The sequence below is a fragment of the Vibrio mexicanus genome (genome assembly GCF_001012815.1).
GTDB lineage: Bacteria > Pseudomonadota > Gammaproteobacteria > Enterobacterales > Vibrionaceae > Vibrio > Vibrio mexicanus.
This window is the reverse complement of record NZ_JYJP01000077.1, coordinates 14,333-39,583: the sequence shown is the minus strand read 5'-3', so window position 1 is coordinate 39,583 and position 25,251 is coordinate 14,333. Positions and strand designations below refer to the sequence as shown.

Here is a 25,251-nt window from a genome sequence, read left to right as displayed (position 1 = left end):
GCCTCACCACTCCTTTTGTACAAAAAAAGAGCAATCTATTTGATATTTCTTCTAACGGCATCAATAGTTAATAAAGTGTTAAAAACACTTTTGAACACTTTGTAAAAAATCAACGTAAAGACAGAAGATAGTGAAGCTTACTTCACTCAGTTAAAAAGAATGTTGGCGCAGATTGTGTTAAGCGGTCGACAACTCGCAACGAACCTACCTGAAAGCAGGTTCCCATAAATTCGATCAAGGAGGACGTATGCCTCGTACGGTTAATCCATCAGACTTTGATGAAAAGAAACAGCATAAAGTCTCGGACAAAGACTACGCTCGTACCATACCATGCAACCAGCTTAGCGTATCTGCACCCTTCCACTGGCTAAGCTTAGGTCTGCATGACTTTATTAGAATGCCGATAATCAGTGCCTTCTATGGCCTTTGCTTCATGGCCGCAGCCGTGGGTATTGTTTTGTTGGTTCAATGGCAAGGCACCCATTCACACCTAGTGGTAATGCCAAGCCTAGTGGTTTACATGCTCATTGGCCCCTTCCTTGCCCTTGGCCTTTATGATGCGAGTTGGGAAAGAGAGAAAGGTCACAATGCTAGCTTAATGCACTCAATGAAGCTATCAGCCGTAACTCAACGTCACAGTGGGCATTTGCTGTGATGTTAGCGGTTGCGATGATCTTCTGGATGCGCATTGCGGCACTGCTTCACGCCTTATACCCATCGGTGCAAGGCGCACCGCTTACCGAATTCTTGCCATTCCTTGTCATTGGCTCAATTGCTGGTGCGATTATTGCCTAGTAATATTTAGTATCTCTGCCTTCTCCATTCCTTTGATGATGGAGCGCAGAGTAGATGTTATGAGCGCTGTATTCTCGAGCTTCAATGCAGTGAAAAGTAACATTCCTGCCATGATTGTTTGGGCTGGCATTATCTGCGGCGGTATCCTCATTGGTTTTGCAACCTACGGAATTGGTATGCTATTTACTATGCCGATCTTGGGCTATGCGACTTGGCACGGTTACCACGCCACCATCAAGAAGCACCACAATATGTAAAAACTTCAAGGTATCAGGAGCTACCCTTACCTGATCCCATGGCATCGTGATTCATGTTACAGTAACGCCTCGTTTTAAACGAGGCGTTACTGTATCTGGTCGTCTTTCCTAATGATTCTCTTACTAACTGAACAAGCACTGTGGTCGACTTCCAATTACATTACCTAGCTATCGCTAAGCTCAAAAGCTATTTAGACCTAGCCAATGAGCAGCTAAACCAGTCACTCAAACTGCCAGATCTGAATTATAAATTGCGTGGCAAAGCGGCAGGGAAAGCCTATTTACAACTCAACGAGATCCGTCTCAATCCTGTGTTGTTCAAAGAGAACCCTAACGCCTTTTTGGAAGAGGTCATTCCGCACGAACTGGCTCATCTCATTACTTACCGATTGTTCGGCCGCGTCGCGCCACACGGCAAAGAGTGGCAGATGATCATGAGCCAAGTTTTTGGTATTCCCGCCAATACCACCCATAGTTTCAGCATTGAATCAGTCAAAGGAAAAACCTTTGAATATCGCTGTGATTGCCAAGTCCATGCATTGACGATTCGACGCCACAACAAAGTGCAGCGTCAACAAGCCGCTTACCGTTGTCAGCAGTGTCAACATACCCTTTCATTTACTGGTAAACAGCTATCATAAGTTTCTGCTATCTATCATCCTAATGCCCCTTGTTTTTTAGGCAGTAAGCATCCATGTTATTGTCTAATAATTTACAATCAGCTGGATACAAGCCATGCGAATCCCTCGAATCTATCACCCTGAACCTATTCAACAACTTGGTGCGCTTGCCCTTAGTGAAGATGCTGCTGGCCATGTAGGTCGTGTGTTAAGAATGAAACCAGAGCAGCAAGTGCTGCTGTTTGATGGAAGTGGGCATGAGTTTCCGGCCGTCATTACTGAAGTGACAAAAAAAGCCGTCCACGTAGATTTAACCGAAAAGATTGAGCGAGATATCGAATCGCCACTTAACCTGCATCTTGGACAAGTCGTGTCGCGTGGCGACAAGATGGAATTTACCATTCAGAAGTCAGTGGAGCTGGGCGTGAACACCATTACTCCGATCATTTCTGAGCGCTGTGGCGTCAAGCTTGACCAAAAGCGCTTTGATAAAAAACTGGCGCAGTGGCAGAAGATTATTATCGCCGCTTGCGAGCAGTGTGGCCGCAATACTGTGCCAGAGATTCGCCCAATAATGTCCCTTGAGGATTGGTGTGCAGAAGAGTACCAAGCTTGAAACTCAACCTGCACCCAAGAGCAAAGTATTCGATCAACACCCTGCCAGAGCCCGTGACCAACGTGAAGCTCTTGATTGGCCCAGAGGGTGGCCTGTCATCGAGTGAAATCGATATGACACAAGAATATCAATTTGAAGAGACGCTACTTGGCCCGCGTGTATTGCGCACCGAAACAGCGGCTCTGACTGCAATTACCGCCTTACAAGTTCGCTTCGGCGATCTCGGCTAACCGGAGAAGACAATGATTAAACTAGGCATCGTCATGGACCCAATCTCGTCCATCAACATCAAGAAAGATTCCAGCTTCGCCATGATGCTAGAAGCACAAAGCCGAGGCTATGAAATCCACTATATGGAGATGAATGATCTACACTTAGATCAAGGCGTAGCGGTTGCCGACACTAAGGTTGTCACACTTAAGGAAGATCCAAGCGATTGGTATCAATTTCAGTCAGAGCAAACTATTAAGCTGTCTGAATTAGATGCCGTATTAATGCGCAAAGATCCTCCGTTTGATACAGAATACATTTACGCGACTTACATTTTAGAGCGCGCTGAAGTTGAAGGAACTTTGATCGTTAATAAGCCTCAAAGTTTAAGAGACTGCAACGAGAAGCTTTTTACCGCTTGGTTCCCAGAACTAACGCCGACAACCATTGTGACTCGTAAAGCAGAAAAGATTAAAGCATTCCAAGGTGAACACGGCGACGTTATCTTAAAACCGCTAGACGGTATGGGCGGCGCTTCTATCTTCCGCGTGAAGGAGAAAGATCCAAACGTCTCTGTGATCATTGAAACGCTGACAAACCATGGTCAAAACTACGCAATGGCGCAGACTTTTGTTCCGGACATCAGCAACGGTGACAAACGTATTTTAGTGGTTGATGGCGAACCAATGCCTTACTGCCTAGCTCGAATTCCGGCTGAAGGCGAAACTCGCGGAAACCTAGCAGCGGGTGGCCGTGGTGAAGCAAGACCACTTAGCGAGACCGATCTTAAGATTGCTCAAGCCGTTGCACCAACACTAAAAGAGAAAGGTTTAATCTTTGTAGGCCTAGACGTTATTGGCGATAAACTCACAGAGATCAACGTAACCAGCCCAACGTGTATTCGCGAAATAGAGGCAGCGTTTGATATCTCTATCACAGGCAAACTAATGGACGCTATCGAGCGTCGATTGAAAGCGTAGATGTTGCTACAGGCAGCACTTCGCTGCCTGTAACTGACTATAGGTGGAGTGCAATGAATCTAACCAATCATTTTCTAGTCGCCATGCCGGGTATGCAAGACCCCTACTTCCAACGCCGAGTCATCTATGTGTGTGAACACAATGATGAAGGTGCAATGGGTCTGATGATCAATGCCCCTATCGATGTAACGGTCGGCAGTATGCTCAAGCAGGTTGATGTAGAGCCTGCTCATCCGCAGCTTGTTACCGAAAGTCTGGATAAACCCGTATTAAATGGTGGTCCAGTGTCTGAAGATCGTGGCTTTATCCTCCACCAGCCAAAAGATCGCTACGAGTCTAGCTTGCAGATGACCGACAAAATTTCGGTCACCACTTCCAAAGACATTTTGAGTGTCTTAGGTACGGAAGCGGAACCAAACAGCTACTTAGTTGCTCTTGGGTATTCAGGTTGGGAAGCAGGACAGCTCGAAAACGAGCTTGCGGAGAACTCTTGGTTAACCATCGAAGCTGACCCTGACGTTATCTTTAATACGCCAATCACTGAGCGTTGGCAAAAAGCGGTACAGATGCTGGGCATCGATGCTGCGCAACTTTCCAATCAAGCAGGGCACGCGTAACGCGGCCCTGTTTCAATCTAGCGGATAAAATATGTCTCGATCCATTATGGCTTTTGATTTTGGTACCAAAAGCATAGGCAGTGCTATTGGCCAAGAAGTCACAGGTACTGCATCCCCTCTAAAGGCTTTCAAAGCCAATGACGGCATCCCAAACTGGGATGACATCGAAAAGCAAATCAAAGAGTGGCAGCCAGACCTACTGGTTGTTGGACTACCGACCGATCTTCACGGTAAAGATCTGGAAAGCATCACTCAAAGAGCTCGTAAATTTGCCAAGCGTCTACAAGGTCGATTTGGTATGCAAGTCGAGATGCATGATGAGCGTTTATCGACAACCGAAGCTCGTGCCGACCTGTTCAGCATGGGTGGTTACAAGGCGCTGACCAAAGGCAATGTTGACTGCCAATCTGCAGTAGTGATTTTGGAAAGTTGGTTTGAAGCCCAGTGGGCGGAGTAAGCACAACGGATCTAATCGCTCATTAGCCGATAAATCAAAACTCAGTAAATTACCACCTTCTAAAGAAGGTGGCTTTGTGTGAGCCCCCTAAAAGGGGGCCTTTGTTTAGTCCAATGCTAATTGTTGCTGTTCCACGCGCTCTTTCTTCTCCTGATGTCTTACATAACGTCGAATGATTTCTTCATTAATTCCTACGCTATCGACAAAATAGCCCCTTTGCCAAAAGTGGTTACCTCAGAGCTTATTTTTCCTTAAATATGGAAATTTACTGAAGAGTTTTAAGGCTATTTTGCCTTTCAATACGCCCATCAACTTGGATATGGATAGCTTGGGTGGAATTTTTACTACTAAGTGCACGTGGTCGACCTGGACGTTCAGCTCAACAACTTCACATCCAAGTTGATTACAGTAAACATTTATACACCGATAAACTTCTTTGCCTACATTGTTCTTCAAGATCCTAAATCGATATTTCGGTGTCCACACTATGTGATATTGACATCTCCAAAATACGTGGGAAGCTTGATTGTATCTACTCATGTTATTTGTCCTCTTTGACTTCGCTAAAAATCAAGGGAGCATTTAACATGGGTAGAACTACAGGCAAAGCCTAACTGAATGATAACCACCTACTGAAGTAGGTGGTTTAGGGCTGAAAACAAAAAGCCCCAAGCCAATGCTTGGGGCTTTGTTTTTCAAATGATTGAGAAAGCGGCCGCTGATCAATCCATATCGATCTTAACGTCAGCAAGGCTTCCTGCGCTCCCACTACTGCCTTGAGATGTTTTGAGCATTAAGCGCAAGTCATTGGCAGAGTCTGCACTGTGCAGCGCATCTTCTTCACTGATCTTCCCATCAACGACCAGTTGATAAAGCGATTGATCGAACGTCTGCATACCCACTTCTTGTGATTTCGCCATGGTAGTTTTCAGCTCATGCAGATCACCGCGACGAATCAAGTCAGACACTCGAGGACTATTGAGCAATACTTCAAACACACCATGACGCCCTTGACCATTTTTATCCCGCAGTAGCTGTTGTCCAATTACACCTTTCAAGTTCATCGACAAATCAAACAAGAACTGCTCTTTTTGCTCTTTAGGCACCAAATGCAAAATACGCTCTAATGCTTGGTTGGCGTTATTGGCATGCAAGGTCGCCATGCATAAATGCCCTGTTTCGGCAAACGTCATGGCGTACTCCATGGTTTCGCGAGAACGAATTTCGCCAATCAAAATCATATCTGGAGCTTGGCGCAGTGAGTTTTTCAATGCTACTTCATAACTTTCAGTATCTAGCCCCACCTCACGCTGAGTCACAATGCAGCGTTTGTGTTCATGAACAAATTCAATTGGGTCTTCAACCGTTAGAATATGTCCAGTGCGATGGCTGTTACGAAAACCAGTCATCGCAGCCATAGTGGTTGATTTACCCGACCCCGTTGCTCCAACAACTAGAACCAAACCGCGCTTGGCAATGGCTAAATCTTGCAACACATCAGGAAGCTTTAACTGCTCAAAGGTTGGGATATTAGTTTCAATGCGACGAATAACCGCACCAGGCAGTTCACGCTGATAGAAGGCACTAACACGAAAACGGCCAAAGTCTCGAACAATGGCAAAATTGGATTCGCGAGAATGCTTATACTCAGCCTGACGATCCTGATCCATCATCTCGCGAATTAGGTTATGCGCATGAATCTCAGAGAGTTTTTCACCTTGAGGCTTTAGCTCACCATCGACTCGAAACAGAACAGGCGCACCCACCGTAATATAGAGATCCGATGCGCGCTCATCGATCATTCCCTGTAAACACTGATCTAAATTCATGATTGTCTCTCTTAAAAGGCTGACGATTCCATGTCCACTTTCTTCTGAACTTCTTCCAATTCAACATTGCCTTGCGCGATCAATTGTCTCGCACTTTGCTCCATGGTCTTCATTCCATGGGCTGCACCAGTCTGAATAATTGAGTACATCTGAGCAACTTTGTCTTCGCGGATCAAGTTACGGATCGCAGGAGTACCTAACATGATCTCATGACAGGCCACACGGCCACCACCAATACGTTTCAACAGTTTCTGGGCAATAACCGCACGTAACGATTCAGAAAGCATCGAACGCACCATGTCTTTATCGCTACCAGGGAAGACATCAATAATACGGTCGATGGTTTTCGCTGCCGAGCTGGTGTGCAAAGTACCAAACACTAAGTGACCGGTTTCTGCGGCCGTTAAAGCTAGGCTGATCGTCTCTTGATCACGCAGCTCACCGACTAAAATAACATCGGGATCTTCACGCAATGCACTACGCAGTGCGTTTTTAAAACTATGGGTATCGCGGTGCACTTCTCGCTGGTTAATCAAACACTTGTTGTTGGTGTGAACAAATTCGATTGGATCTTCAATGGTAAGAATATGTTTGTTGTGGTTACGATTAATGTAATCCACCATCGCCGCTAGCGTGGTCGACTTACCCGACCCCGTCGGCCCTGTCACTAAGACCAAGCCCTTCTCATAGTTAGATACTTGCTCAAAAATTTCTGGTGCTTCTAGCTGCTCAAGTGTTGGGATATCAACTGGAATGGTACGAAATACCGCAGAGCAGCCGCGAGATTGATTAAAAGCGTTAACACGGAAACGGCCAACGTCTGGCAATTCAAATGAGAAGTCCACTTCCAGCTTCTCTTCAAACTCGCTGCGCTGAGAATCATTCATGATTTCAAACACTAGGCGATGTACATCTGAGTGACTAAAAGCAGGGACGCCCAACTTTCTAACTTCACCATCAATACGTACCATCGGCGGAACACCTGCAGAAAGGTGTAGATCTGACGCGTTATGCTTTACACTAAAATCCAGTAACTCAGCGATATCCATTTATTTTCCTTAGTAAAGTTAGCTATGAGTAGTATTGAACAAAATATTCAACAGATCACCTCACAGATTGAGGACATACAACAAAAGTGTGGACGAGCTCTAGGCTCGGTGCAACTTTTGGCGGTCAGCAAGACTAAGCCAGTGGAAGCGATTCTCGAAGCGGCTTCAGCAGGGCAAGTGGCATTTGGTGAAAACTACGTCCAAGAAGGCGTGGATAAGGTTCGTTATTTCGCCGATAACCACTCAGAGCTACCGCTAGAATGGCACTTTATTGGCCCAATTCAGTCCAACAAGACGCGTCCTGTCGCTGAAAGTTTCTCTTGGGTACATACCGTCGATAGAGACAAGATTGCCAAGCGACTGAGCGACCAACGCCCAGAAGGTATGCCGCCTCTGCAGGTGCTGATTCAAGTCAACACCAGTGGTGAAAGCTCCAAATCAGGCACCAGTGAAGAGGAAGTTTTTCAGCTTGCAGAGTTGATTTCTACCCTTCCAAACCTCACTTTAAGAGGATTGATGTCAATTCCTGCTAACGTGAGCGACTACGAGTCTCAGTGCGCGGCTTTCGAGCAACTGGCAGAGCTTAACCAGAAGCTGGCAGCGATTTATCCGCAGGTCGATACCCTGTCGATGGGAATGAGTGGCGACATGCAAGCGGCGATTGAAACTGGCAGTACTATGGTACGTATCGGCACCGCGATTTTTGGCGCACGTGACTACTCTCGCTAGATTTGTGAACTCACTAGAACACATAGCAATTGAGCTAAAGTCGTTCAAAAAACATAACGAATAACAATTAGGATTCACCTTCATGGAACATAAGAAAATTACCTTCATTGGCGCTGGAAACATGGCCCGCTCTATTATCGCTGGTCTTGTGGCAAGCGGTTACCCAGCATCACTGATTACGGCAACCGATCCAAACCAATCTCAGCGTGATTTTCTAACCAACCAATATGGCGTAAACACATCAGACGATAATCTGGCTTCTGCGCAGCAAGCCGACGTTGTGGTCCTTGCGGTGAAACCTCAGCTAATGGAAGTGGTGGGTGCTGGCATTCAAGATGTGGATTACAGCAGCAAATTGGTGATTTCCATTGCGGCAGGCATCAATGCAGAGCGCCTCAATGAAATGCTAGGCAGTAAGCTAAACCTAGTTCGCGTAATGCCAAACACACCAGCACTTGTGGGCAAAGGTATGAGCGGTCTATACGCTGCAGACGGCGTAACAGACTCAGACAAAACTTTTGCTGCTGCACTTCTTGGCGCTGTAGGTGAAGTATGTTGGGTTGAACAAGAGTCTGGCATCAACAACGTGATTGCAGCCGCAGGCAGCGCACCAGCGTATTTCTTCTTATTCATGGAAGCGATGCAAGCGGAAGCCATAGCACAAGGTTTTGACGAAGATACTGCAAGGCTTCTAGTACAACAGTCGGCATTGGGAGCGGCTGAAATGGTTGTAGCAAACCCAGATACCGCGCTTTCAACGCTGCGCGAGCAAGTGACTTCAAAAGGTGGTACAACTGCCGAAGCTCTGCGCACTTTTAACGAACACCAACTTTCAGACATTGTTGCTCGCGCTATGCAAGCCGCTGTAGCAAGAGCTGAAGAGATGGAAAAACTATTTTAATTTCGACCGCTTTTAACTTCCACCGCACTGTTTGGTGCGGTAAACCCTGTAAGGATCTCTTATGAATTCGATGAGTTTTCTGATCTCCACCCTGTTTGATCTCTACATCATGGTTGTGATCTTACGTATTTGGCTACAAGCGGCGCGCGCGGACTTCTACAACCCGTTCTCGCAGTTTATTGTGAAAGCCACACAACCCGTTGTTGCACCACTGCGCCGCGTGATTCCATCTATTGGCAGCTAGATATGGCGACACTGCTGTTCGCTTATGTGCTTTGTGTCGTTAAGTTTGTTGCACTGATCTTTGTTGCTTCCAGCGGTTCAGTTTCATTTAGCACAGACTTCCTATTCTTAGGTCTACTTTCACTGGTTAAAGCCGCTGGTGGCCTACTGTTCTGGGTGTTGTTACTTCGTGCAATCCTTAGTTGGGTAAGCCAAGGCCGTAGCCCAATCGAGTATGTATTCCATCAATTAACAGAGCCAATGCTTGCGCCAATTCGTCGCATTCTGCCGGCTATGGGTGGTTTCGACCTAAGCGTATTGGTGCTGTTTATTGTACTTCAGTTCGCTAACTTCTTAATGGGCGATATCATTGGACCTGTCTGGTTCCAGCTATAATGACATTAGCGGTTTGGCGCGAAGAGAATGATCTTCTTCTGCGCCTTTATATCCACCAAAGGCAAGCCGAGATAAAATAATCGGCTTGCATGGCGATGAAATAAAGGTCGCGATTACCGCGCCACCTGTTGATGGCAAAGCCAATGCACATTTAGCCAAGTACTTGTCCAAACAGTTCAAAGTGCCGAAAGGTGCGATTGAAATTGAAAAAGGCGAACTTGGGCGACATAAACAAATACGAATATTAAGCCCCAAGCAAATCCCAAATGAAATTGAAGCCATCCTATGATGGCTTTTTTTACAAATCCTAAGAAGTATAAGGAATAATAATGAAAAATGGATCACGATACTGGCAGCATCTCTGCTTGCTCTGCCAACTTGGGCAGGCCAATTTCAAACTATCAAGGACGTTGAGGTGCACTATTCAGCGTTCAACTCAACTTTTATCACGCCGCAAGTGGCGCGCAGCTACAAGCTCAAACGTAACGGCTACTCTGCCATCCTAAACATTAGCGTACTGGATACCTCAAAAGCAGGCAAACCAGCGACACAAGCTAAAGTGAGCGGTCATGTTCGAAACCTCATTGGCAATACCCGCAAGCTGGAGTTTCGCGAAGTTATCGAAGCCAATGCGATTTACTATCTCGCCGAGTTTCCAATCACCAATGAAGAGGTCATGACCTTCGATTTAAACATCGACTCTGGCAATAGCGGTAAAGGTAAATTACAGTTCACGCAGAAATTCTACGTCGAAGAGTAAACCTACCTCGACGCTCAATAAATTTAGCAATTATTCGTTTAGTAATTATTCAAGAGAGCACATCATGCAGGCACAAAAAATTGTTCTAGCCACAGGCAACCAAGGTAAAGTTCGTGAGATGGCAGACTTGCTGTCTGACTTTGGATTTGAAGTGCTTGCTCAGAGCGAATTCAACGTATCTGAAGTGGCGGAAACTGGCACTACATTCATCGAGAACGCGATTATTAAAGCGCGTCACGCAGCCCACGAAACTGGGTTGCCTGCTATTGCAGACGACTCTGGTTTGGAAGTTGACTTCCTCAAAGGCGCACCAGGCATCTACTCGGCGCGTTACGCTAGTGAAAATGCTTCAGACCAAGAGAACCTAGAGAAGCTACTTAACGCAATGGAAGGCGTTCCTGAAGCCGAGCGTACTGCTCGTTTCCATTGTGTATTGGTCTTAATGAAGCATGAAAACGATCCAACACCGATCGTTTGTCATGGCAAGTGGGAAGGTCGCATTTTAACTGAAGCTCACGGTGAGAACGGCTTTGGTTATGACCCAATTTTCTTCGTTCCAGAAGAAAACTGCGCCTCAGCCGAGCTAGAGCCTGCACGTAAGAAGCAGCTCTCTCATCGAGGTAAAGCGCTTAAATCTCTGTTTGCTCAGCTTTCAGAGCAAGCGGCTCAGTAATCATTCGCGAGTCTGACCATGTTAACGCCACCAGCACTCAGCTTGTATGTTCACATCCCATGGTGTGTCCAGAAGTGCCCTTACTGCGATTTCAACTCTCATGCACAAAAGGGAGAGATCCCAGAGCAAGAATACATCAGCGCCCTATTGGAAGATCTCGATACCGATATCGAGAAATATCACCTTGATGAGTCGCCACGGCTACTGCACTCTATCTTTATCGGTGGCGGTACGCCGAGCCTGATTTCAGCGCAAGGTATTGAAACGCTTTTGAAAGGAATTGAAAATCGTATCGCCTTCAAACCTGATATCGAAATCACCATGGAAGCAAACCCTGGCACTATCGAAGCAGAGCGTTTTGCTGGCTATCAAAAGGCGGGAGTGAATCGAATCTCGATTGGGGTACAAAGCTTTGAGCAACAGAAACTTGAACGTTTAGGCCGAATTCACGGGCAAGATGAAGCGGTCAACGCTGCTCATTTGGCGCATAGAATTGGCTTAAATAGCTTTAACCTCGATCTGATGCATGGCCTACCGGATCAATCGGTAGAGCAAGCTCTGGCGGATCTCGACAAGGCGATTGAACTCAACCCACCACACCTGTCTTGGTATCAGTTGACAATTGAACCGAACACCCTGTTCTACTACAAAACGCCGACATTGCCGGACGATGATGATCTGTGGGATATCTTCGAACTTGGCCACCAAAAGCTGGCGGATGCGGGCTACGTTCAGTACGAGATCTCGGGTTACAGCAAACCCGGTTATCAGTGTCAGCATAACCTTAACTACTGGCGCTTTGGCGATTACCTAGGCATCGGCTGTGGTGCGGCGGGTAAAGTCAGCTTTGCAGATGGTCGAATTGTTCGTACCACCAAGATCAAACACCCTAAAGGCTATTTGGCGGCTTATCAGAACCTCACGAAACCTTACCTATCCGATGAACAGCTGGTAGCAGATGAGGATAGGCCATTTGAGTTCTTCATGAACCGCTTTAGGCTGATGGAGCCCTGCCCTAAGCAAGATTTTGTCACCACAACAGGGCTAAGTTTAGAGAGCATCAAATCCACCACGGACTGGGCGATTGAAAAAGGCTATCTAATCGATTCTGAGCTTAACTGGCAGATAACAGAGAAAGGGAAGCTGTTCTTTAACGACCTGATTGAGGCTTTCATGCCGGAAGAGGACGAATAGAACTCTATTATTTTCCGAAATTAAATACCAAAAACCTCTCACAGCGACCATCGCTTTGAGAGGTTTTTATTTATCTATCTAGTCGAGCACTGTAACTAGAAGATCGAACGCCCGATTCGCTCTGACAGAATTTCTAGAGCCTTAGTACCGGCTAATGAGTTACCCGAACCATCTAGCTCTGGTGACCAAACCGCAATCGTCATCTCTCCTGGGACAATCGCAATAATACCGCCACCGACACCAGATTTACCCGGCATGCCAACACGGTAAGCAAACTCGCCCGCACCGTCGTACAAACCGCACGTTGCTAACAGCGCGTTTAACTGTTTAGTCTGGGTTGGTGTCACCACCTCTTTTCCAGTTTGAACCGACACGCCCTTATTGGCTAAGTAGCTAAAAGTTTTAGCTAAATCGGCACAACTCATTTTAAGTGCGCAGGCATGGAAATAGTTATTGAGAACAGGAATGACTTCGTTGCTAAAGTTGCCAAACGAGCGCATCAGATAAGCGATAGCGGCGTTTCGATCACTGTGCATCATTTCAGACGCCGCAACGACCTTGTCGTAAACGATATGGGTATCACCCGATAGCTGGCGCACATACTCCAAAAGTCGCTGCCTAGGCGCAGATAAGCGGCTTTGCAGCAAGTCAGCCACCACAATAGCTCCAGCATTGATAAACGGATTACGCGGTATGCCCTGCTCCATTTCTAACTGAATCATGGAGTTGAAAGCTTGGCCAGACGGCTCTTTACCCACGCGCGACCAGATCTCTTCAGGCTTATACAAAGACATCGCCAACGTTAAGCTTAGAGCTTTAGAAATAGACTGAATCGAGAACGCTTCATCCGCATCACCAGCAGTAAAGAGCTCACCCTGATTGGTAAACACCGCAATACCTAATTTACTTACCGGCACTTTCGCCAAAGCGGGGATGTAATCCGCTACTTTTCCTTGACCAATAAGCGGTCTGACTTCCTCTAAAACGGAACTTAGAATTTGTTGGGTTGGCATATCAATCATCTCAACTCAATCTGCAGGATAAAAAAAGCCAGCATTTGCTGGCTTAGATAGTGGCCCATTAATTTGGGCAGAGCAATTTAAATCATTGCGAGCTATGAATCGACATCCAATATCGCAATTTTGAATATTAAGGCTTAACTGCCACGATAATATTTCGGTTAATCGACTGGTCAACGCGGTGCAAGTACCCAGTGTAAGGGCTTCACTCATGACCGTCCAACCTTGCTCTTCGAATAACTGGGCGAGATTTTTCCACTTCAAGGTGAACTCATTGAAAGAGAGCACAACCGCGCCATTCTTCTTAAGTACCTTTTTCCAAGCAGGAAGCGCTTCTGCCAATAACTCATTAGGGCTGCGGTTTAGCTTGTTGTCTTTAGCATTTTTACTGCCGTGCTGCACACCGTATGGCAAGTCAGAAACCATCACGTCGACCGAGTTCTTCTTCACCACCAAATCCGCTTGGCGAGTATCGGCTGCGTAGAGTTTCATCGACTGACTTTCGCCTGCATTGAAGGCTTCTTTAGTTGCTGCTGCATCCAAGACAAAACCATCAGCAACTTTCTTACCTTGCGCCGTTCGCTTCTCTTTGCCCGCTTTATGTTTAAAGCGACCATTTTTCATGAACTTCACAATGAAAGTTTGGATCTCTTGTACCCACTTAGCGTTGATTTCAACACCTACCACGTTGAAGCCCTGAATCAGGCCTTCGTAAAGTGTTGTGCCTTTTCCGCACATCGGATCCATTAGCGTGAGTGTGTCACTGCCTGTTTGAGCAGCACTCGCACCTAGGTTGACCATCAAGCGGGTAAACTGCTCGTTGGTTTTACCCGTATAGCGCAGGATCTGGCTCATGCTCTCTGGGAAGGTGTTATAAGCAGGTGGCGTTAGAGGCTTAAGTAAACCACTATCCATGACTTCAAACAGCGCGTAATAGATTGAAGAAGCCGCGATCTTCTTCATCTGCTCAGCATTCAACTCGTCTTTACACGAGAACACGATAGCAGCTGGCAGACCGGCATCTTTATCTTCTATTACAAACTGCTCAACACCTTGCGATTCAAGCATGGCATGCAGTTCACTGCGCGCTATTTCAAGCGCGCTATCGAAATAAATACGGTTATGGCCAGGGTTTGCCAGAATCGCATACAACGACATGGGAAACTCCTTTATGCAGTGCGCTTGTACTTAATATCCCATACACCGTGGCCTAAACGGTGACCGCGAGCTTCAAACTTAGTTAGCGGGCGCTCATCCGGACGAGGAATGTAATCGCCATCTTCAGCAATGTTCTCGAAACCCGGTGCTGCGTTCATCACTTCAATCATGTGCTCTGCGTAGTTTTCCCAGTCTGTCGCCATATGGAAAATACCCGTTTCTAGCATCAACTTCTGACGAACCATCTCTGCAAATTCTGCTTTAACGATACGACGTTTGTGGTGACGCGCTTTGTGCCACGGGTCTGGGAAGAACAGTTGTAGCGTGTGCAGGCTGTTGTTTGGAATCATGTGTTCAAACACTTCTACCGCATCGTGACACATCACGCGAAGGTTAGTCACACCCGCTTCACGAGCTGACGCCAAACATGCACCAACACCTGGGCTATGAACTTCAATACCTAAGAAGTTCTTTTCAGGCGCATTTTTTGCCATTTCAACCAATGAAGCACCCATACCGAAGCCAATCTCAAGAACTACTGGGTTGTCGTTACCGAACACTTCTTGCCAGTTCAGTTGCTTCTGTTCGAAGTCGATACCCATTGTTGGCCAACACTCATTCATCGCGTTCTCTTGGCCTTTAGTTAAGCGGCCTTCGCGACGAACAAAACTGCGAATTTTACGTACCAGTTTGCCGTCTTCAGTATATTCGTTAGTGGTCACTTCACTCATTGATTTTGCCTGTACATTGATTAATCAAAGCGGGGATTATCCAAAGAATTGCCTGCGGTGCAAGTTTTTCTCGGTTTAAATACCCACATGTTTTATCGGTTTTACATCCACTAATAAGTGTGGTGCAATTTTGCTCCAAATTATAATCGAAAATTGAGCATGTCGTGACCCCTTTTGCTAAGGCCATTTTGAAATGGTATGACGCCTATGGGAGAAAAAACCTTCCGTGGCAACAAAACAAAACTGCGTATAGTGTATGGCTATCCGAAATAATGCTGCAGCAGACGCAAGTCGCGACAGTCATTCCATACTATCAACGCTTCTTGGATCGCTTCCCAACCGTGGTTGATCTAGCGAATGCCAGCCAAGATGAGGTTCTCCACTTATGGACTGGCCTTGGCTATTACGCACGAGCACGCAATCTACATAAAGCAGCGAAAATTGTTGCCGCTGACTACAACGGTGAGTTTCCGCTTAATCTTGAAGAGATGAATGCTCTGCCGGGCATCGGCCGCTCTACTGCTGCCGCAATTCTCTCTTCCGTCTACAAACAGCCGCACGCCATTTTAGATGGCAATGTAAAGCGTACACTCGCTCGAAGTTTTGCGGTTGAAGGCTGGCCGGGGCAAAAAAAGGTAGAAAACCAGCTTTGGTTGCATGCGGAAAAGCACACGCCAAGCCAAGACACCGATAAGTACAACCAAGCCATGATGGATATGGGGGCGATGGTTTGTACTCGCAGCAAACCCAAGTGTACCTTGTGCCCTATTGAGTCAATGTGTGTGGCCAATAAGCGAGGTAACCCACTCAACTATCCGGGCAAAAAGCCTAAGAAAGAGAAACCGGTAAAAGAAACTTGGTTTGCGATCTTGGTTTGCGATGGAGAAGCATGGTTGGAGCAAAGGCCACCAAGTGGTATTTGGGGCGGGCTATTTTGCTTTCCAGAAAACAGCAACCATGATCTGAATGCTCTCCTGCTGGAACGCGGCGTAGAACAAACAAACATAGTGCAGCAAAAGCAGCTTATCGCATTTAGACACACCTTCAGCCACTACCATCTCGATATCACGCCAATTTTGGTAGAAGTATCAAAGCAACCTAACATGATAATGGAAGCAAGTAGTGGTCTTTGGTATAACTTATCTCAACCAGAAGAGATTGGGCTTGCAGCACCAGTTAAGCAACTGCTCGAAAGCTTACCCCATGAACTTCAATCATGACTTATAAGGACACGTTATGAGCCGTACCGTATTTTGTGCGCGACTACAGAAAGAGGCTGATGGCCTAGATTTCCAACTTTACCCAGGTGAAGTGGGCAAGCGCATTTTTGACAACATCTCAAAAGAAGCTTGGGCTGAGTGGCAACACAAGCAAACCATGCTGATCAATGAAAAGAAGTTGAACATGATGGACCCAGAACATCGCAAACTTCTTGAAGCTGAAATGGTGAGTTTCCTATTTGAAGGCAAAGATGTTCACATCGAAGGTTACACGCCACCAAGTGAGCAAAAATAATTAGCTGTAAGGCGAATAGATAGCAAAAACAATGACATCAACGCATCGCTTTGATGTCATTTTTATATTTAGGATGAGTATGAAAAAGCTAGCTTTTTTCTGTGTAATGGTACTGTTGGCAGGCTGTAGCCGTGAGTTCGTTGAGAGCATTTACGATGTGAACTACGAACCGACTAATCGCTTTGCAAAAAACCTTGCAGAACTGCCCGGCCAGTTTGAAAAAGACAGTGCCGCGCTTGATGCTCTTATCTCTAGTTTCTCTGGAGACATCAAAAAGCGCTGGGGTTCTAAAGAGATCAAAGTTGCGGGTAAGAGTAACTACGTAAAATATATCGACAACTATTTAAGTCGCTCAGAAGTTAACTTTGACAAAGGCACCATCACTATCGAGACGGTTTCACCTACCGATCCTAAAGGTCACCTAAAGACTGCTATCGTCACCACACTGCTCACCCCTGACGATCCGCTGAATGTCGATCTATTCTCTTCCAAAGACATCAAATTAGAAGGTCGCCCGTTTCTTTATAAACAGGTCGTTGACCACGAAAAAAAAGCCATTCAGTGGTCTTGGCGTGCCAACCGTTTTGCTGATTACTTGATTGAAAATGAGCTTAAAACCAAGAATGTCGATTTTAAGAAAGCCTATTACGTAGAGATCCCAATGGTTGAAGATCAAGTTGAGATCCGAAGCTATAAGTACGCCGATATTGTTCGTCGCGCTTCTCAGCGTTATGACATTCCAGAAGATCTCATCTATGCCATCATCAAAACAGAAAGTAGTTTTAACCCCTATGCAGTCAGCTGGGCGAATGCTTATGGTTTGATGCAGGTTGTTCCAAAAACAGCAGGTCGCGACGTATTTAAACTGGTGAAGAAGAAATCTGGTGAGCCTTCTCCGGAATACTTATTCGATCCTGAAAAGAACATCGACACGGGCACCGCTTATTTCTATCTGCTCAAAAACCGCTATCTGAAAGATGTGAATCACCCACTTTCACTCGAGTACAGCATGATTTCAGCATACAACGGTGGCGCTGGAGGTGTACTTAACACTTTTGACCAAAATAGCCGCAGCAATGCAATGAGCAGGCTCAACTCGCTACAGCCAAATCAAGTTTATTGGGCGCTGACCAATAAACACTCCAACGCGGAAGCACGTCGTTACCTAGAAAAAGTTACAAATTACAAAAGAGAATTTAACGCAGGTGGCACTTAACGTTTGGTTTTGACTAAAAACCAAGCAAACGTGCACTTTTTTGAAATTATTTAAAAAAACCTGTTGACGCCAAGGCCGAAAATCCGTTTAATAGCGCTCCGTCGCCCGGATAGCTCAGTCGGTAGAGCAGAGGATTGAAAATCCTCGTGTCGGTGGTTCGATTCCGCCTCCGGGCACCACAATTTGATTGTTGGTGTCTAGTAAAATTAAACATCAGCGAAGCACAAAGAATACAGTGTGCCGACTTAGCTCAGTAGGTAGAGCAACTGACTTGTAATCAGTAGGTCACCAGTTCGATTCCGGTAGTCGGCACCATTCTTTTGCCTCGATAGCTCAGTCGGTAGAGCAGAGGATTGAAAATCCTCGTGTCGGTGGTTCGATTCCGCCTCGAGGCACCATTATTTGGTGCTTAACAAATAATGGCTTCTTAGCCAGTTGTTAACACAAATAATTCCCCCTTAGTTCAGTTGGTAGAACGGCGGACTGTTAATCCGTATGTCGCAGGTTCGAGTCCCGCAGGGGGAGCCACTTTCAAGAAGCCAAGTCGAAAGACTTGGCTTTTTTCGTTTTAAGATGCGACTTACTTGTTCCAAGTAAATGTCTCAGAGCTAGCCGCCCGCGTCGAGTCCCGTAGGGGGAGCCACTTTCAAGAAGCCAAGACTAGGCGTCCCCGCCGAAAGACTTGGCTTTTTTCGTTTTAAAACGACTAACTTGCTCAAAGCTAATATCCAAAATCGACAAGCTGTATCTCTCCTAACTTGAAACATATCCAATAAAGCTTGTGCGGCGTGATTCACTACCAGTCTAAGAAATACTCTCCACTAATATCTACTATTCTCACTTCAGACCGAATAAACAGCCAGTTAGCGATAATAATCAGTCGTAATCACAGCCAGGCTTTCTGCTAAAGTTCAAGCATTTTTGATATTTCAGAGCCCTCTAAATCAAACAATAGATAAAAGAGATCTTCGTTCCAGAATATATCTCCAAACCCTTACATATCAAGGTGGATATATCCCAAAAGCAGGGATTTTATAGAACTTAAATTCATTGCAATCAAATGAACATTGGCGACTTTTTTTGTATCAAAAATTTAATCCGCGTCATACTTTCAGTTTATTCAGTTGCCCGCTTTTATAATTCTTACATTATCATTAATGAATTAATAAAAATTAAATACTGTAAAATTACACGCACTGTTTGCCGTGAGGGACTTATGAAACTAAAAACACAAGCGTATTTGCTGTCGGGAATAATACTGGTTGCGCTACTTGCATTGGCGGCAACAGGTTTATGGGCTCTTAGGGTAGCCAGTGATCAAGATAACCAATCTCGCGTAACTGAGCTGTTCAAAAGTGCTTACAGCATCTTATCCGAAGCAGAGAAAATGGCAGCCGATGGCACGCTAACTGAAGAACAAGCAAAAGAGTTAGCCACTCGCCTTCTAAGAAACAATATCTACAAAGACAACGAGTACGTTTATGTTGCTGATGAGAACATGATATTCGTTGCGACCCCACTTGACCCTCAACTTCACGGAACCAGTTTCCATGACTTCAAAGATGGCAGTGGTAATAGCGTTGGTGAGATCTTAATTAACGCAATCAACAAACAGCCGAATGGTATCGCTCAATACGAGTGGACATCAGCCTACCCAGATGGCTCGATTGACTACAAATTGTCAATTGCTCAAAAATCCCCTCGTTGGGTTGGTACGTAGGCACAGGCATCAGCTTTGATGAAGTTAACGAACGCTTCTGGTCAACGGCGCAATGGCAGCTAGCACTTTGTTTAATCATTGCGGCCGCTATTTTAACTCTATTGATCGTTTCAATGCGCCGTATTCTCACGCTGCTTGGTGGCGAACCAAGTGAAGTAAGTGAAGCGGTACAAGCCGTTGCTCGTGGCGAAATTCAAACTAACTTTGAAACAGACGCACCAAAAGGCAGCATTTACTATTCTGTTCAGCAAATGAGTCAATCTCTTGCTCAATTAGTTAGTAACCTAACTTCGTCAATGCTAGCGCTTCGCTCAGAGCTTTCGAATGTAGAAGGCCGTGCTGGAAGCATTGCTGAGCTCACCGACTCTCAGCAACAGTCAACCGAAATGATCGCAACGGCCATGACGGAAATGGCTTCTTCTGCCAACAATGTTGCCGACTCAGCTCGCGATACAGCAAGTAATACCGATGAAGCGGATAAACAGAGCCAGCACACTCAGCAGCTAATCCACAATACAGTTGAGAACATTCAAGGTTTAGCAGGGCAACTTGGCACAGCAAGCCAAGCGGTTGCCGATCTAGACAACGACGTAAACAACATCGTTAAAGTTCTTGATGTAATCGGTGATATCGCTGAGCAAACAAACCTACTCGCACTAAACGCCGCAATCGAGGCCGCACGTGCTGGCGAACAAGGTCGAGGATTTGCGGTTGTAGCTGATGAAGTTCGTAACCTTGCAGGACGTACGCAAGATAGTACAAAAGAGATTCAGCAGATGATTCATAACCTCCAAGAAGGCTCTCGTAACGCTATCCATACAATGGAAATCTGTGCTGAAACGAGCCAAAGCACAGTTGTAGAATCTGAGAATGCATCGCAAGCACTGCAACAAATTGTGGTTGCACTAGAGTCGATTTCTGCAATGAGTCATCAAATTGCCACCGCTGCAGCAGAACAAACTCAAGTGAGTGACGATATTTCTCAGCGCATCAACATGATCGAAGAGAGCGGCACGCAGCTAAGTGCAGTGGTAACAGAGAGCCACAACAGTACTCAAACCCTATCAAGCCTATCTAACGAGCTAGAGAACTGGGTAAGCAAGTTTACTGTGAAGCAGTAACTTATCTAATAGACCTAAAAAGCACGCTTAATCGCGTGCTTTTTTCTATTTAAGCCAGAGTAAACTGTTTTTCAGGATGCTCGTGATACTGCCCTAGCACTGAAAAAATACTCGATTTAACTCATAAATGGACAAAAACAGCCCACTAAGTATAGAAAAGCAACAAACGACAATTTTTTTGCATTTTAGTGTTGACCTACACCACGAAAAACCGTTTAATACACCCCGTCGCCCGGATAGCTCAGTCGGTAGAGCAGAGGATTGAAAATCCTCGTGTCGGTGGTTCGATTCCGCCTCCGGGCACCACAATTTATTTGTTGGTGTCTCGTTCTAAAAAGAACAAAACATCAAGCAAGCACAGAATATAGTGTGCCGACTTAGCTCAGTAGGTAGAGCAACTGACTTGTAATCAGTAGGTCACCAGTTCGATTCCGGTAGTCGGCACCATTCATTCTTTGCAAGAAAAGATAATTCCCCCTTAGTTCAGTTGGTAGAACGGCGGACTGTTAATCCGTATGTCGCAGGTTCGAGTCCCGCAGGGGGAGCCACTTTTAAATTGATAGGCTCTTTGCTTGTTAATTAAAAAGCCGACTTAGCTCAGTAGGTAGAGCAACTGACTTGTAATCAGTAGGTCACCAGTTCGATTCCGGTAGTCGGCACCATCTTTTCCCCCTTAGTTCAGTTGGTAGAACGGCGGACTGTTAATCCGTATGTCGCAGGTTCGAGTCCCGCAGGGGGAGCCATATTTAAGAAGCCAAGTCGAAAGACTTGGCTTTTTTCGTTTTAAAGCGACTAACTTGTTCCAAGTTAATGTCTCAGACCTAGCCGGCCACGTTCGAGTCCGCAGGGGGAGCCATATTTAAGAAGCCAAGTCGAAAGACTTGGCTTTTTTCGTATCTAATACACTCTAACTAAAACTCTATAGCTGCTGAGACAATAGCTTTAGAGTACTAAAGGTCGGCTTTGATGGATCATCATAGTTACCACCAGTTGCAACGATCACAGCTTGTTTGCTTGGCAGCATCATGATGTATTGCTCTCCTATCCCTACCGCGGCAACCGCACCATCAATATTTGGGATTTGCCAGAAGTGGAGGCCATAACCCATATCGTAAGCGGGAAAGGCACTTTTCTTTAGTTGATCGAACCATTTCGCATCAACTACTTGTTGGGCATTGAACTGCCCTTTGTTTAGCCACATTAAACCAAATCGACCCATATCTTCGGGCGTTAACATCAAGCCCAATCAGCACCCGGTTCACCACTGCCGTGTTGAGTACCCCATTGATAGTTTGTGATCCCTAAAGGTTGGAACAACTTTTCACGCATCACATTCGCAAACGGCTTATCGTAGACACGCTCAATAATCTTAGATAGTCCGACAGTGGAAAGCCCACTATACGAAAAATTTGCCCCAGGCTCTGACGCCAGACGGGTTGATAGAAACTGCTCAAGAAGATCTGAGGCCATGTAGTGGCGAGTGAACACGCTCGCCATGGTATTACTGTAGGAGGTCGCTAGCTCATCTAATGCATAGCCCGTCGACATGTTCATCACGTCTCGTACTTTTATCTGCATTTTTTCATCGCGGTCAGAGTGTTGGTACTCGGGAAATAGTGAGAATACTGGCGTATCCAAACTGTCGAGCTTTCCTTCATCAATCGCGATAAAAATCAAAGTCGCCACAAATGACTTGGTAATAGAGTGGAGGTTATGCAGCTCATCGATAGCAACAGGGACATTGGGGGTATGACGATCGCCTACTCTGCCACTCCCCTGCTTATGTAATTCAAAAACCTTCTGGTTGTTTTGCCATACCACCAGCGAGTGCAGGTTGTTGGCTTTGCCAGAACGAACTCGTGCCTCTACTGGATCGAACCGCTCCGCACTTGTCACCACTTCCATATCGTTGCGTTCGCAACCAGCTAATATCAAAACGACTAAGGTAAGAAGTATGCGTATCTTCATCTATACAGCTCCACTCGATTGTGAGCTTGGATAGTAAACCATCCCTCTCTGTCAGTTCTTCGTGCTGCAGCAGATATAAAAAAAGCGTGCGACTGATCGCACGCTTTTCTGTAACTCTAAGTCAAGTCTATGCTTTGTTGAGATCTTTAACTTCGCTATCCAGCTCTTCCAACTTCTGTTTCATCTGCTCACGGCAAAGGTTAGCAAGTTCACGGATGTTTTCCTTACCGTAACCTTCTGTGCTGATTGGAGGAAGCATTTCAACGATAACATGGCCATTATCCCACTTATTAAGCTTAATGCCGCCTGTAGAGCTGCACACGATTGGAATAATAGGTACGCCTGCACCAATCGCTGCGTGGAAAGCGCCTGTCTTAAACGGCAGTAAACCGCGTCCTCTCGAACGAGTGCCTTCTGGGAACATCCAAACCGAAACATCACTGTTTTTCACACTTTCAACCACTTGGTCAATCGTACCCATTGCTTTTGAGCGATTGCCACGATCAATCAGAATGTTACCCGTTAGCCAATAAAGCTGACCAAATAGTGGCATCCAAGCTAAGCTCTTTTTGCCCACTGTTACCACTTTTGGCGTTACAGCTGAAGAAACCGTAAACATATCCCAGTTATTCTGGTGGTTGGCGATGTAAATATGCTGACCGCGATTGTAGGCATCTTCTGGGATACGCAGGTCTAGTTTAATGCCGAATACTTTCGACATACGGCCAAAGATGCGGCCAAAAGTAAACACGTGCTTTGGATTACGTGGGCTTAATAGGCAATAACCACAACCAAAGATAAACATAACAATCGCAAAGATTGCGACTGCAAATACACGTAATAGTGCAATCATTCTTGTTCTCCAGAACAGCAAAGCTCAACTTAACAGCCCAGACTTTAACTGATCTTCAACTCATAAAAAAGCCGAAACCTAAGTTTCGGCTTACAAATGTTAGCTCAAGTTAAACTGAGTCTCTGAATCGCTCGATATTAGCGCCCAGCGCTGAAAGCTTATCTTCGATTTTGTCGTAACCACGGTCTATGTGATAGATGCGGTCGACAATGGTTTCGCCTTTTGCGATACAGCCTGCAATCACTAAGCTTGCTGAAGCTCGAAGGTCAGTCGCCATCACTTGAGCGCCGCTCAGTTCTTCAAGGTCACCACAAATAACTGTGTTACCTTCAATCTCTGCTTTCGCGCCCATACGCATCAGTTCAGGAACGTGCATGAAACGGTTCTCGAAGATGGTTTCGGTAATCACACCACCACCTTTTGCCATCAGGTTCAGCAATGTGAACTGAGCTTGCATATCGGTTGGGAAACCTGGGTGAGGCGCAGTTCGCACCGTCACCGCTTTAAGCTCACGACCAGTCATATCAACACTGATCCAGTCTTCACCTGTCTCGACTAATGCACCAGCTTCTTCTAACTTAGCCAATACCGCTTCTAGTAGGTGTGCTTTGGTATTACGACAAACAACTTTACCACCAGAAACCGCAGCAGCCACTAGGAAGGTGCCGGTTTCGATACGGTCAGCGACAACTGCGTGTTCGCCACCACCGAGTCTCTCTACGCCTTCAATTGTGATGGTGTCGGTTCCCGCACCGGTGATTTTGGCACCTAGCTTATTCAGGAACTCGGCCGTATCAACGATTTCAGGTTCACGAGCCGCATTGTCTAGCGTGGTTTTGCCTTCTGCTAGCGTTGCCGCGCACATGATGGTGATCGTGGCACCCACGCTCACTTTATCCATAACAATGTGTGCACCTTTCAAACGGCCATCTACGCTTGCTTTTACGTAACCGTCTTCAAGTGTAATTGTAGCGCCCAACTGCTCTAAGCCGTGGATATGCAGATCCACGGGTCTTGCACCGATAGCACAACCACCAGGAAGAGAAACCTGACCTTGACCAAAACGCGCAACCAATGGGCCTAACGCCAGATAGAAGCACGCATTGTTTTTACTAGATCGTATGGTGCGCAATATTCATTAATTGAACTTGGATCAACGTGAACTGAACCATTACGTTCGACTTTAGCGCCCAAACGCTTAAGCAACTCCATCGTTGTGTCGATATCGCGCAAGCGTGGCACATTACTCACTTGTACCGGCTCTTCTGCAAGGATGGATGCAAACAAAATTGGCAGTGCAGCATTTTTTGCACCTGAAATGGTCACTTCGCCTTGTAGCGGCTTATCTGACCCAATAACTCGAAACTTTTCCATTAACTAACCTTACAGCGACATCAGTTTCTTATCGCGAGCCCACTCTTCTGGAGTGAAAGCTTTAATTGAAACAGCGTGGATGTCATTTCTTTGAATGTACTCCATAAGTGGAGCATAAATTAACTGTTGCTTCTTAACGCGGCTCATTCCCTCAAAGCAAGCATCAACAGCAACCACTTCATAATGGCTACCTTCACCTTTCACATGCACTTCTTCTAGCTTTAGTGCTTGTTCTAATAACTGTTGTACTTTTGCGCTATCCACGATACAC

The 25,251-nt window shown here is 45.9% G+C and carries 21 protein-coding genes, 9 tRNA genes and 8 pseudogenes; 27 read left to right on the top strand and 11 right to left on the bottom strand.

Annotated elements, in window-relative coordinates:
• Positions 1 to 247: 247 nt before the first annotated feature.
• From UA76_RS11625 to ruvX, 7 genes and pseudogenes are all read left to right on the top strand, one after another.
• Positions 248 to 795: pseudogene (locus tag UA76_RS11625) on the top strand (DUF2189 domain-containing protein).
• A 59-nt stretch (positions 796 to 854) separates the two neighbouring features.
• Positions 855 to 1,052, top strand: coding sequence for a DUF2189 domain-containing protein (locus UA76_RS25650; RefSeq protein WP_420340917.1), 198 nt, complete (start codon positions 855 to 857; stop codon positions 1,050 to 1,052).
• A 140-nt stretch (positions 1,053 to 1,192) separates the two neighbouring features.
• Positions 1,193 to 1,693 (top strand): SprT family zinc-dependent metalloprotease, encoded by a 501-nt coding sequence (locus tag UA76_RS11620; RefSeq protein ID WP_047046211.1) that lies wholly within the window; start codon positions 1,193 to 1,195, stop codon positions 1,691 to 1,693.
• A 94-nt stretch (positions 1,694 to 1,787) separates the two neighbouring features.
• Positions 1,788 to 2,518, top strand: a pseudogene (gene rsmE / locus UA76_RS11615) (16S rRNA (uracil(1498)-N(3))-methyltransferase).
• Positions 2,519 to 2,530: 12 nt separating this feature from the next.
• Complete coding sequence (gene gshB, locus UA76_RS11610; RefSeq protein WP_047046210.1) at positions 2,531 to 3,478, top strand: glutathione synthase; 948 nt, start codon at positions 2,531 to 2,533, stop codon at positions 3,476 to 3,478.
• Between the two features lie 53 nt (positions 3,479 to 3,531).
• Positions 3,532 to 4,095, top strand: coding sequence for a YqgE/AlgH family protein (locus tag UA76_RS11605; protein ID WP_047046207.1), 564 nt, complete (start codon positions 3,532 to 3,534; stop codon positions 4,093 to 4,095).
• 31 nt (positions 4,096 to 4,126) lie between these two features.
• Positions 4,127 to 4,552 carry a Holliday junction resolvase RuvX gene (ruvX, locus tag UA76_RS11600; protein WP_047046202.1) on the top strand — a complete coding sequence of 142 codons (426 nt, stop codon included), beginning with the start codon at positions 4,127 to 4,129 and terminating at the stop codon, positions 4,550 to 4,552.
• 105 nt (positions 4,553 to 4,657) lie between these two features.
• On the opposite strand, the pseudogene tnpA reads toward ruvX, so the two are convergent.
• The 3 genes and pseudogenes from tnpA to UA76_RS11585 all read right to left on the bottom strand — a co-directional run bounded on the left by tnpA (position 4,658) and on the right by UA76_RS11585 (position 7,430).
• Positions 4,658 to 5,092 (bottom strand): annotated as a pseudogene (tnpA, locus tag UA76_RS11595) (IS200/IS605 family transposase).
• Between the two features lie 182 nt (positions 5,093 to 5,274).
• Positions 5,275 to 6,381 carry a PilT/PilU family type 4a pilus ATPase gene (locus UA76_RS11590; protein ID WP_047046201.1) on the bottom strand — a complete coding sequence of 369 codons (1,107 nt, stop codon included), beginning with the start codon at positions 6,379 to 6,381 and terminating at the stop codon, positions 5,275 to 5,277.
• A gap of 11 nt (positions 6,382 to 6,392) precedes the next feature.
• Positions 6,393 to 7,430: a type IV pilus twitching motility protein PilT gene (locus UA76_RS11585; protein WP_047046199.1), complete on the bottom strand. Its 1,038-nt coding sequence runs from the start codon at positions 7,428 to 7,430 to the stop codon at positions 6,393 to 6,395.
• A 24-nt stretch (positions 7,431 to 7,454) separates the two neighbouring features.
• Here UA76_RS11585 and UA76_RS11580 point away from each other — a divergent pair, with 24 nt between their 5' ends.
• The 7 genes and pseudogenes from UA76_RS11580 to hemW all read left to right on the top strand — a co-directional run bounded on the left by UA76_RS11580 (position 7,455) and on the right by hemW (position 12,305).
• Positions 7,455 to 8,159 (top strand): YggS family pyridoxal phosphate-dependent enzyme, encoded by a 705-nt coding sequence (locus UA76_RS11580; RefSeq protein WP_047046195.1) that lies wholly within the window; start codon positions 7,455 to 7,457, stop codon positions 8,157 to 8,159.
• A gap of 82 nt (positions 8,160 to 8,241) precedes the next feature.
• Positions 8,242 to 9,060 (top strand): pyrroline-5-carboxylate reductase, encoded by an 819-nt coding sequence (gene proC, locus UA76_RS11575; RefSeq protein WP_047046193.1) that lies wholly within the window; start codon positions 8,242 to 8,244, stop codon positions 9,058 to 9,060.
• Between the two features lie 61 nt (positions 9,061 to 9,121).
• Positions 9,122 to 9,678, top strand: a pseudogene (locus tag UA76_RS11570) (YggT family protein).
• Positions 9,678 to 9,967 (top strand): annotated as a pseudogene (gene yggU / locus UA76_RS11565) (DUF167 family protein YggU). Before UA76_RS11570 ends, yggU begins: the two co-directional pseudogenes overlap by 1 nt.
• A 27-nt stretch (positions 9,968 to 9,994) precedes the next feature.
• Positions 9,995 to 10,438 (top strand): DUF4426 domain-containing protein, encoded by a 444-nt coding sequence (locus tag UA76_RS11560; protein ID WP_047046190.1) that lies wholly within the window; start codon positions 9,995 to 9,997, stop codon positions 10,436 to 10,438.
• Positions 10,439 to 10,502: 64 nt separating this feature from the next.
• Positions 10,503 to 11,111: an XTP/dITP diphosphatase gene (locus tag UA76_RS11555; RefSeq protein WP_047046187.1), complete on the top strand. Its 609-nt coding sequence runs from the start codon at positions 10,503 to 10,505 to the stop codon at positions 11,109 to 11,111.
• A gap of 18 nt (positions 11,112 to 11,129) precedes the next feature.
• A complete protein-coding gene (gene hemW, locus UA76_RS11550; protein WP_047046184.1) occupies positions 11,130 to 12,305 on the top strand; it encodes a radical SAM family heme chaperone HemW in 1,176 nt (391 codons plus the stop codon).
• 95 nt (positions 12,306 to 12,400) lie between these two features.
• Here hemW and glsB read toward each other — a convergent pair whose 3' ends face one another.
• The 3 genes and pseudogenes from glsB to trmB form a co-directional block, all read right to left on the bottom strand.
• Entirely contained in the window at positions 12,401 to 13,318 is a 918-nt protein-coding gene (gene glsB / locus UA76_RS11545) for a glutaminase B (RefSeq protein ID WP_047046214.1), read from the bottom strand.
• Between the two features lie 136 nt (positions 13,319 to 13,454).
• Positions 13,455 to 14,482, bottom strand: a pseudogene (locus UA76_RS11540) (TRM11 family SAM-dependent methyltransferase).
• Positions 14,483 to 14,493: 11 nt separating this feature from the next.
• Positions 14,494 to 15,213 (bottom strand): tRNA (guanosine(46)-N7)-methyltransferase TrmB, encoded by a 720-nt coding sequence (gene trmB / locus UA76_RS11535; RefSeq protein ID WP_047046180.1) that lies wholly within the window; start codon positions 15,211 to 15,213, stop codon positions 14,494 to 14,496.
• Between the two features lie 164 nt (positions 15,214 to 15,377).
• Between trmB and mutY the strand changes: the two genes are divergently transcribed.
• The 13 genes and pseudogenes from mutY (at position 15,378) to UA76_RS11470 (ending at position 21,528) form a co-directional block, all read left to right on the top strand.
• Entirely contained in the window at positions 15,378 to 16,433 is a 1,056-nt protein-coding gene (mutY, locus tag UA76_RS11530; RefSeq protein ID WP_047046179.1) for an A/G-specific adenine glycosylase, read from the top strand.
• Between the two features lie 16 nt (positions 16,434 to 16,449).
• Positions 16,450 to 16,728 (top strand): oxidative damage protection protein, encoded by a 279-nt coding sequence (locus tag UA76_RS11525; protein ID WP_047046176.1) that lies wholly within the window; start codon positions 16,450 to 16,452, stop codon positions 16,726 to 16,728.
• 79 nt (positions 16,729 to 16,807) lie between these two features.
• A complete protein-coding gene (gene mltC, locus UA76_RS11520) occupies positions 16,808 to 17,944 on the top strand; it encodes a membrane-bound lytic murein transglycosylase MltC (protein WP_047046173.1) in 1,137 nt (378 codons plus the stop codon).
• A 103-nt stretch (positions 17,945 to 18,047) separates the two neighbouring features.
• Positions 18,048 to 18,123 (top strand) — tRNA-Phe (locus UA76_RS11515).
• A 60-nt stretch (positions 18,124 to 18,183) separates the two neighbouring features.
• Positions 18,184 to 18,259, top strand: a tRNA-Thr gene (locus UA76_RS11510).
• Positions 18,260 to 18,266: 7 nt separating this feature from the next.
• Positions 18,267 to 18,342 (top strand) — tRNA-Phe (locus tag UA76_RS11505).
• A 54-nt stretch (positions 18,343 to 18,396) separates the two neighbouring features.
• Positions 18,397 to 18,472 (top strand) — tRNA-Asn (locus UA76_RS11500).
• 688 nt (positions 18,473 to 19,160) lie between these two features.
• Positions 19,161 to 20,785: pseudogene (locus tag UA76_RS11495) on the top strand (methyl-accepting chemotaxis protein).
• 230 nt (positions 20,786 to 21,015) lie between these two features.
• Positions 21,016 to 21,091 (top strand) — tRNA-Phe (locus UA76_RS11490).
• A 65-nt stretch (positions 21,092 to 21,156) separates the two neighbouring features.
• Positions 21,157 to 21,232, top strand: a tRNA-Thr gene (locus tag UA76_RS11485).
• A 25-nt stretch (positions 21,233 to 21,257) separates the two neighbouring features.
• Positions 21,258 to 21,333 (top strand) — tRNA-Asn (locus tag UA76_RS11480).
• 38 nt (positions 21,334 to 21,371) lie between these two features.
• A tRNA-Thr gene (locus UA76_RS11475) sits at positions 21,372 to 21,447 on the top strand.
• Positions 21,448 to 21,452: 5 nt separating this feature from the next.
• Positions 21,453 to 21,528, top strand: a tRNA-Asn gene (locus tag UA76_RS11470).
• A gap of 176 nt (positions 21,529 to 21,704) precedes the next feature.
• Here the strand turns inward: UA76_RS11470 and UA76_RS24715 are convergent.
• The 5 genes and pseudogenes from UA76_RS24715 to ibaG form a co-directional block, all read right to left on the bottom strand.
• A complete protein-coding gene (locus tag UA76_RS24715) occupies positions 21,705 to 22,031 on the bottom strand; it encodes a serine hydrolase domain-containing protein (protein WP_238322277.1) in 327 nt (108 codons plus the stop codon).
• Positions 22,022 to 22,753 (bottom strand): serine hydrolase domain-containing protein, encoded by a 732-nt coding sequence (locus UA76_RS11465; RefSeq protein ID WP_238322276.1) that lies wholly within the window; start codon positions 22,751 to 22,753, stop codon positions 22,022 to 22,024. The genes UA76_RS24715 and UA76_RS11465 overlap by 10 nt, the downstream gene beginning before the upstream one ends.
• Positions 22,754 to 22,880: 127 nt before the next feature.
• Complete coding sequence (locus UA76_RS11460; protein WP_047046170.1) at positions 22,881 to 23,606, bottom strand: 1-acylglycerol-3-phosphate O-acyltransferase; 726 nt, start codon at positions 23,604 to 23,606, stop codon at positions 22,881 to 22,883.
• 109 nt (positions 23,607 to 23,715) lie between these two features.
• Positions 23,716 to 24,980, bottom strand: a pseudogene (murA, locus tag UA76_RS11455) (UDP-N-acetylglucosamine 1-carboxyvinyltransferase).
• 9 nt (positions 24,981 to 24,989) lie between these two features.
• Positions 24,990 to 25,244, bottom strand: coding sequence for a BolA family iron metabolism protein IbaG (gene ibaG / locus UA76_RS11450; protein WP_047046166.1), 255 nt, complete (start codon positions 25,242 to 25,244; stop codon positions 24,990 to 24,992).
• Positions 25,245 to 25,251: the final 7 nt, after the last annotated feature.

Excerpts from the sequence above, each read along its gene's own strand:
- gshB (WP_047046210.1), top strand. The coding sequence starts at position 2,531 with ATGATTAAACTAGGCATCGTCATGGACCCAATCTCGTCCATCAACATC.
- UA76_RS11605 (WP_047046207.1), top strand. The coding sequence starts at position 3,532 with ATGAATCTAACCAATCATTTTCTAGTCGCCATGCCGGGTATGCAAGAC.
- trmB (WP_047046180.1), bottom strand. The coding sequence starts at position 15,213 with ATGAGTGAAGTGACCACTAACGAATATACTGAAGACGGCAAACTGGTA.
- UA76_RS11590 (WP_047046201.1), bottom strand. The coding sequence starts at position 6,381 with ATGAATTTAGATCAGTGTTTACAGGGAATGATCGATGAGCGCGCATCG.
- hemW (WP_047046184.1), top strand. The coding sequence starts at position 11,130 with ATGTTAACGCCACCAGCACTCAGCTTGTATGTTCACATCCCATGGTGT.
- UA76_RS11580 (WP_047046195.1), top strand. The coding sequence starts at position 7,455 with ATGAGTAGTATTGAACAAAATATTCAACAGATCACCTCACAGATTGAG.
- glsB (WP_047046214.1), bottom strand. The coding sequence starts at position 13,318 with ATGCCAACCCAACAAATTCTAAGTTCCGTTTTAGAGGAAGTCAGACCG.
- UA76_RS11555 (WP_047046187.1), top strand. The coding sequence starts at position 10,503 with ATGCAGGCACAAAAAATTGTTCTAGCCACAGGCAACCAAGGTAAAGTT.
- UA76_RS25650 (WP_420340917.1), top strand. The coding sequence starts at position 855 with ATGAGCGCTGTATTCTCGAGCTTCAATGCAGTGAAAAGTAACATTCCT.
- UA76_RS11525 (WP_047046176.1), top strand. The coding sequence starts at position 16,450 with ATGAGCCGTACCGTATTTTGTGCGCGACTACAGAAAGAGGCTGATGGC.
- UA76_RS11585 (WP_047046199.1), bottom strand. The coding sequence starts at position 7,430 with ATGGATATCGCTGAGTTACTGGATTTTAGTGTAAAGCATAACGCGTCA.
- UA76_RS11460 (WP_047046170.1), bottom strand. The coding sequence starts at position 23,606 with ATGATTGCACTATTACGTGTATTTGCAGTCGCAATCTTTGCGATTGTT.
- mltC (WP_047046173.1), top strand. The coding sequence starts at position 16,808 with ATGAAAAAGCTAGCTTTTTTCTGTGTAATGGTACTGTTGGCAGGCTGT.
- proC (WP_047046193.1), top strand. The coding sequence starts at position 8,242 with ATGGAACATAAGAAAATTACCTTCATTGGCGCTGGAAACATGGCCCGC.
- UA76_RS11465 (WP_238322276.1), bottom strand. The coding sequence starts at position 22,753 with ATGAAGATACGCATACTTCTTACCTTAGTCGTTTTGATATTAGCTGGT.
- ruvX (WP_047046202.1), top strand. The coding sequence starts at position 4,127 with ATGTCTCGATCCATTATGGCTTTTGATTTTGGTACCAAAAGCATAGGC.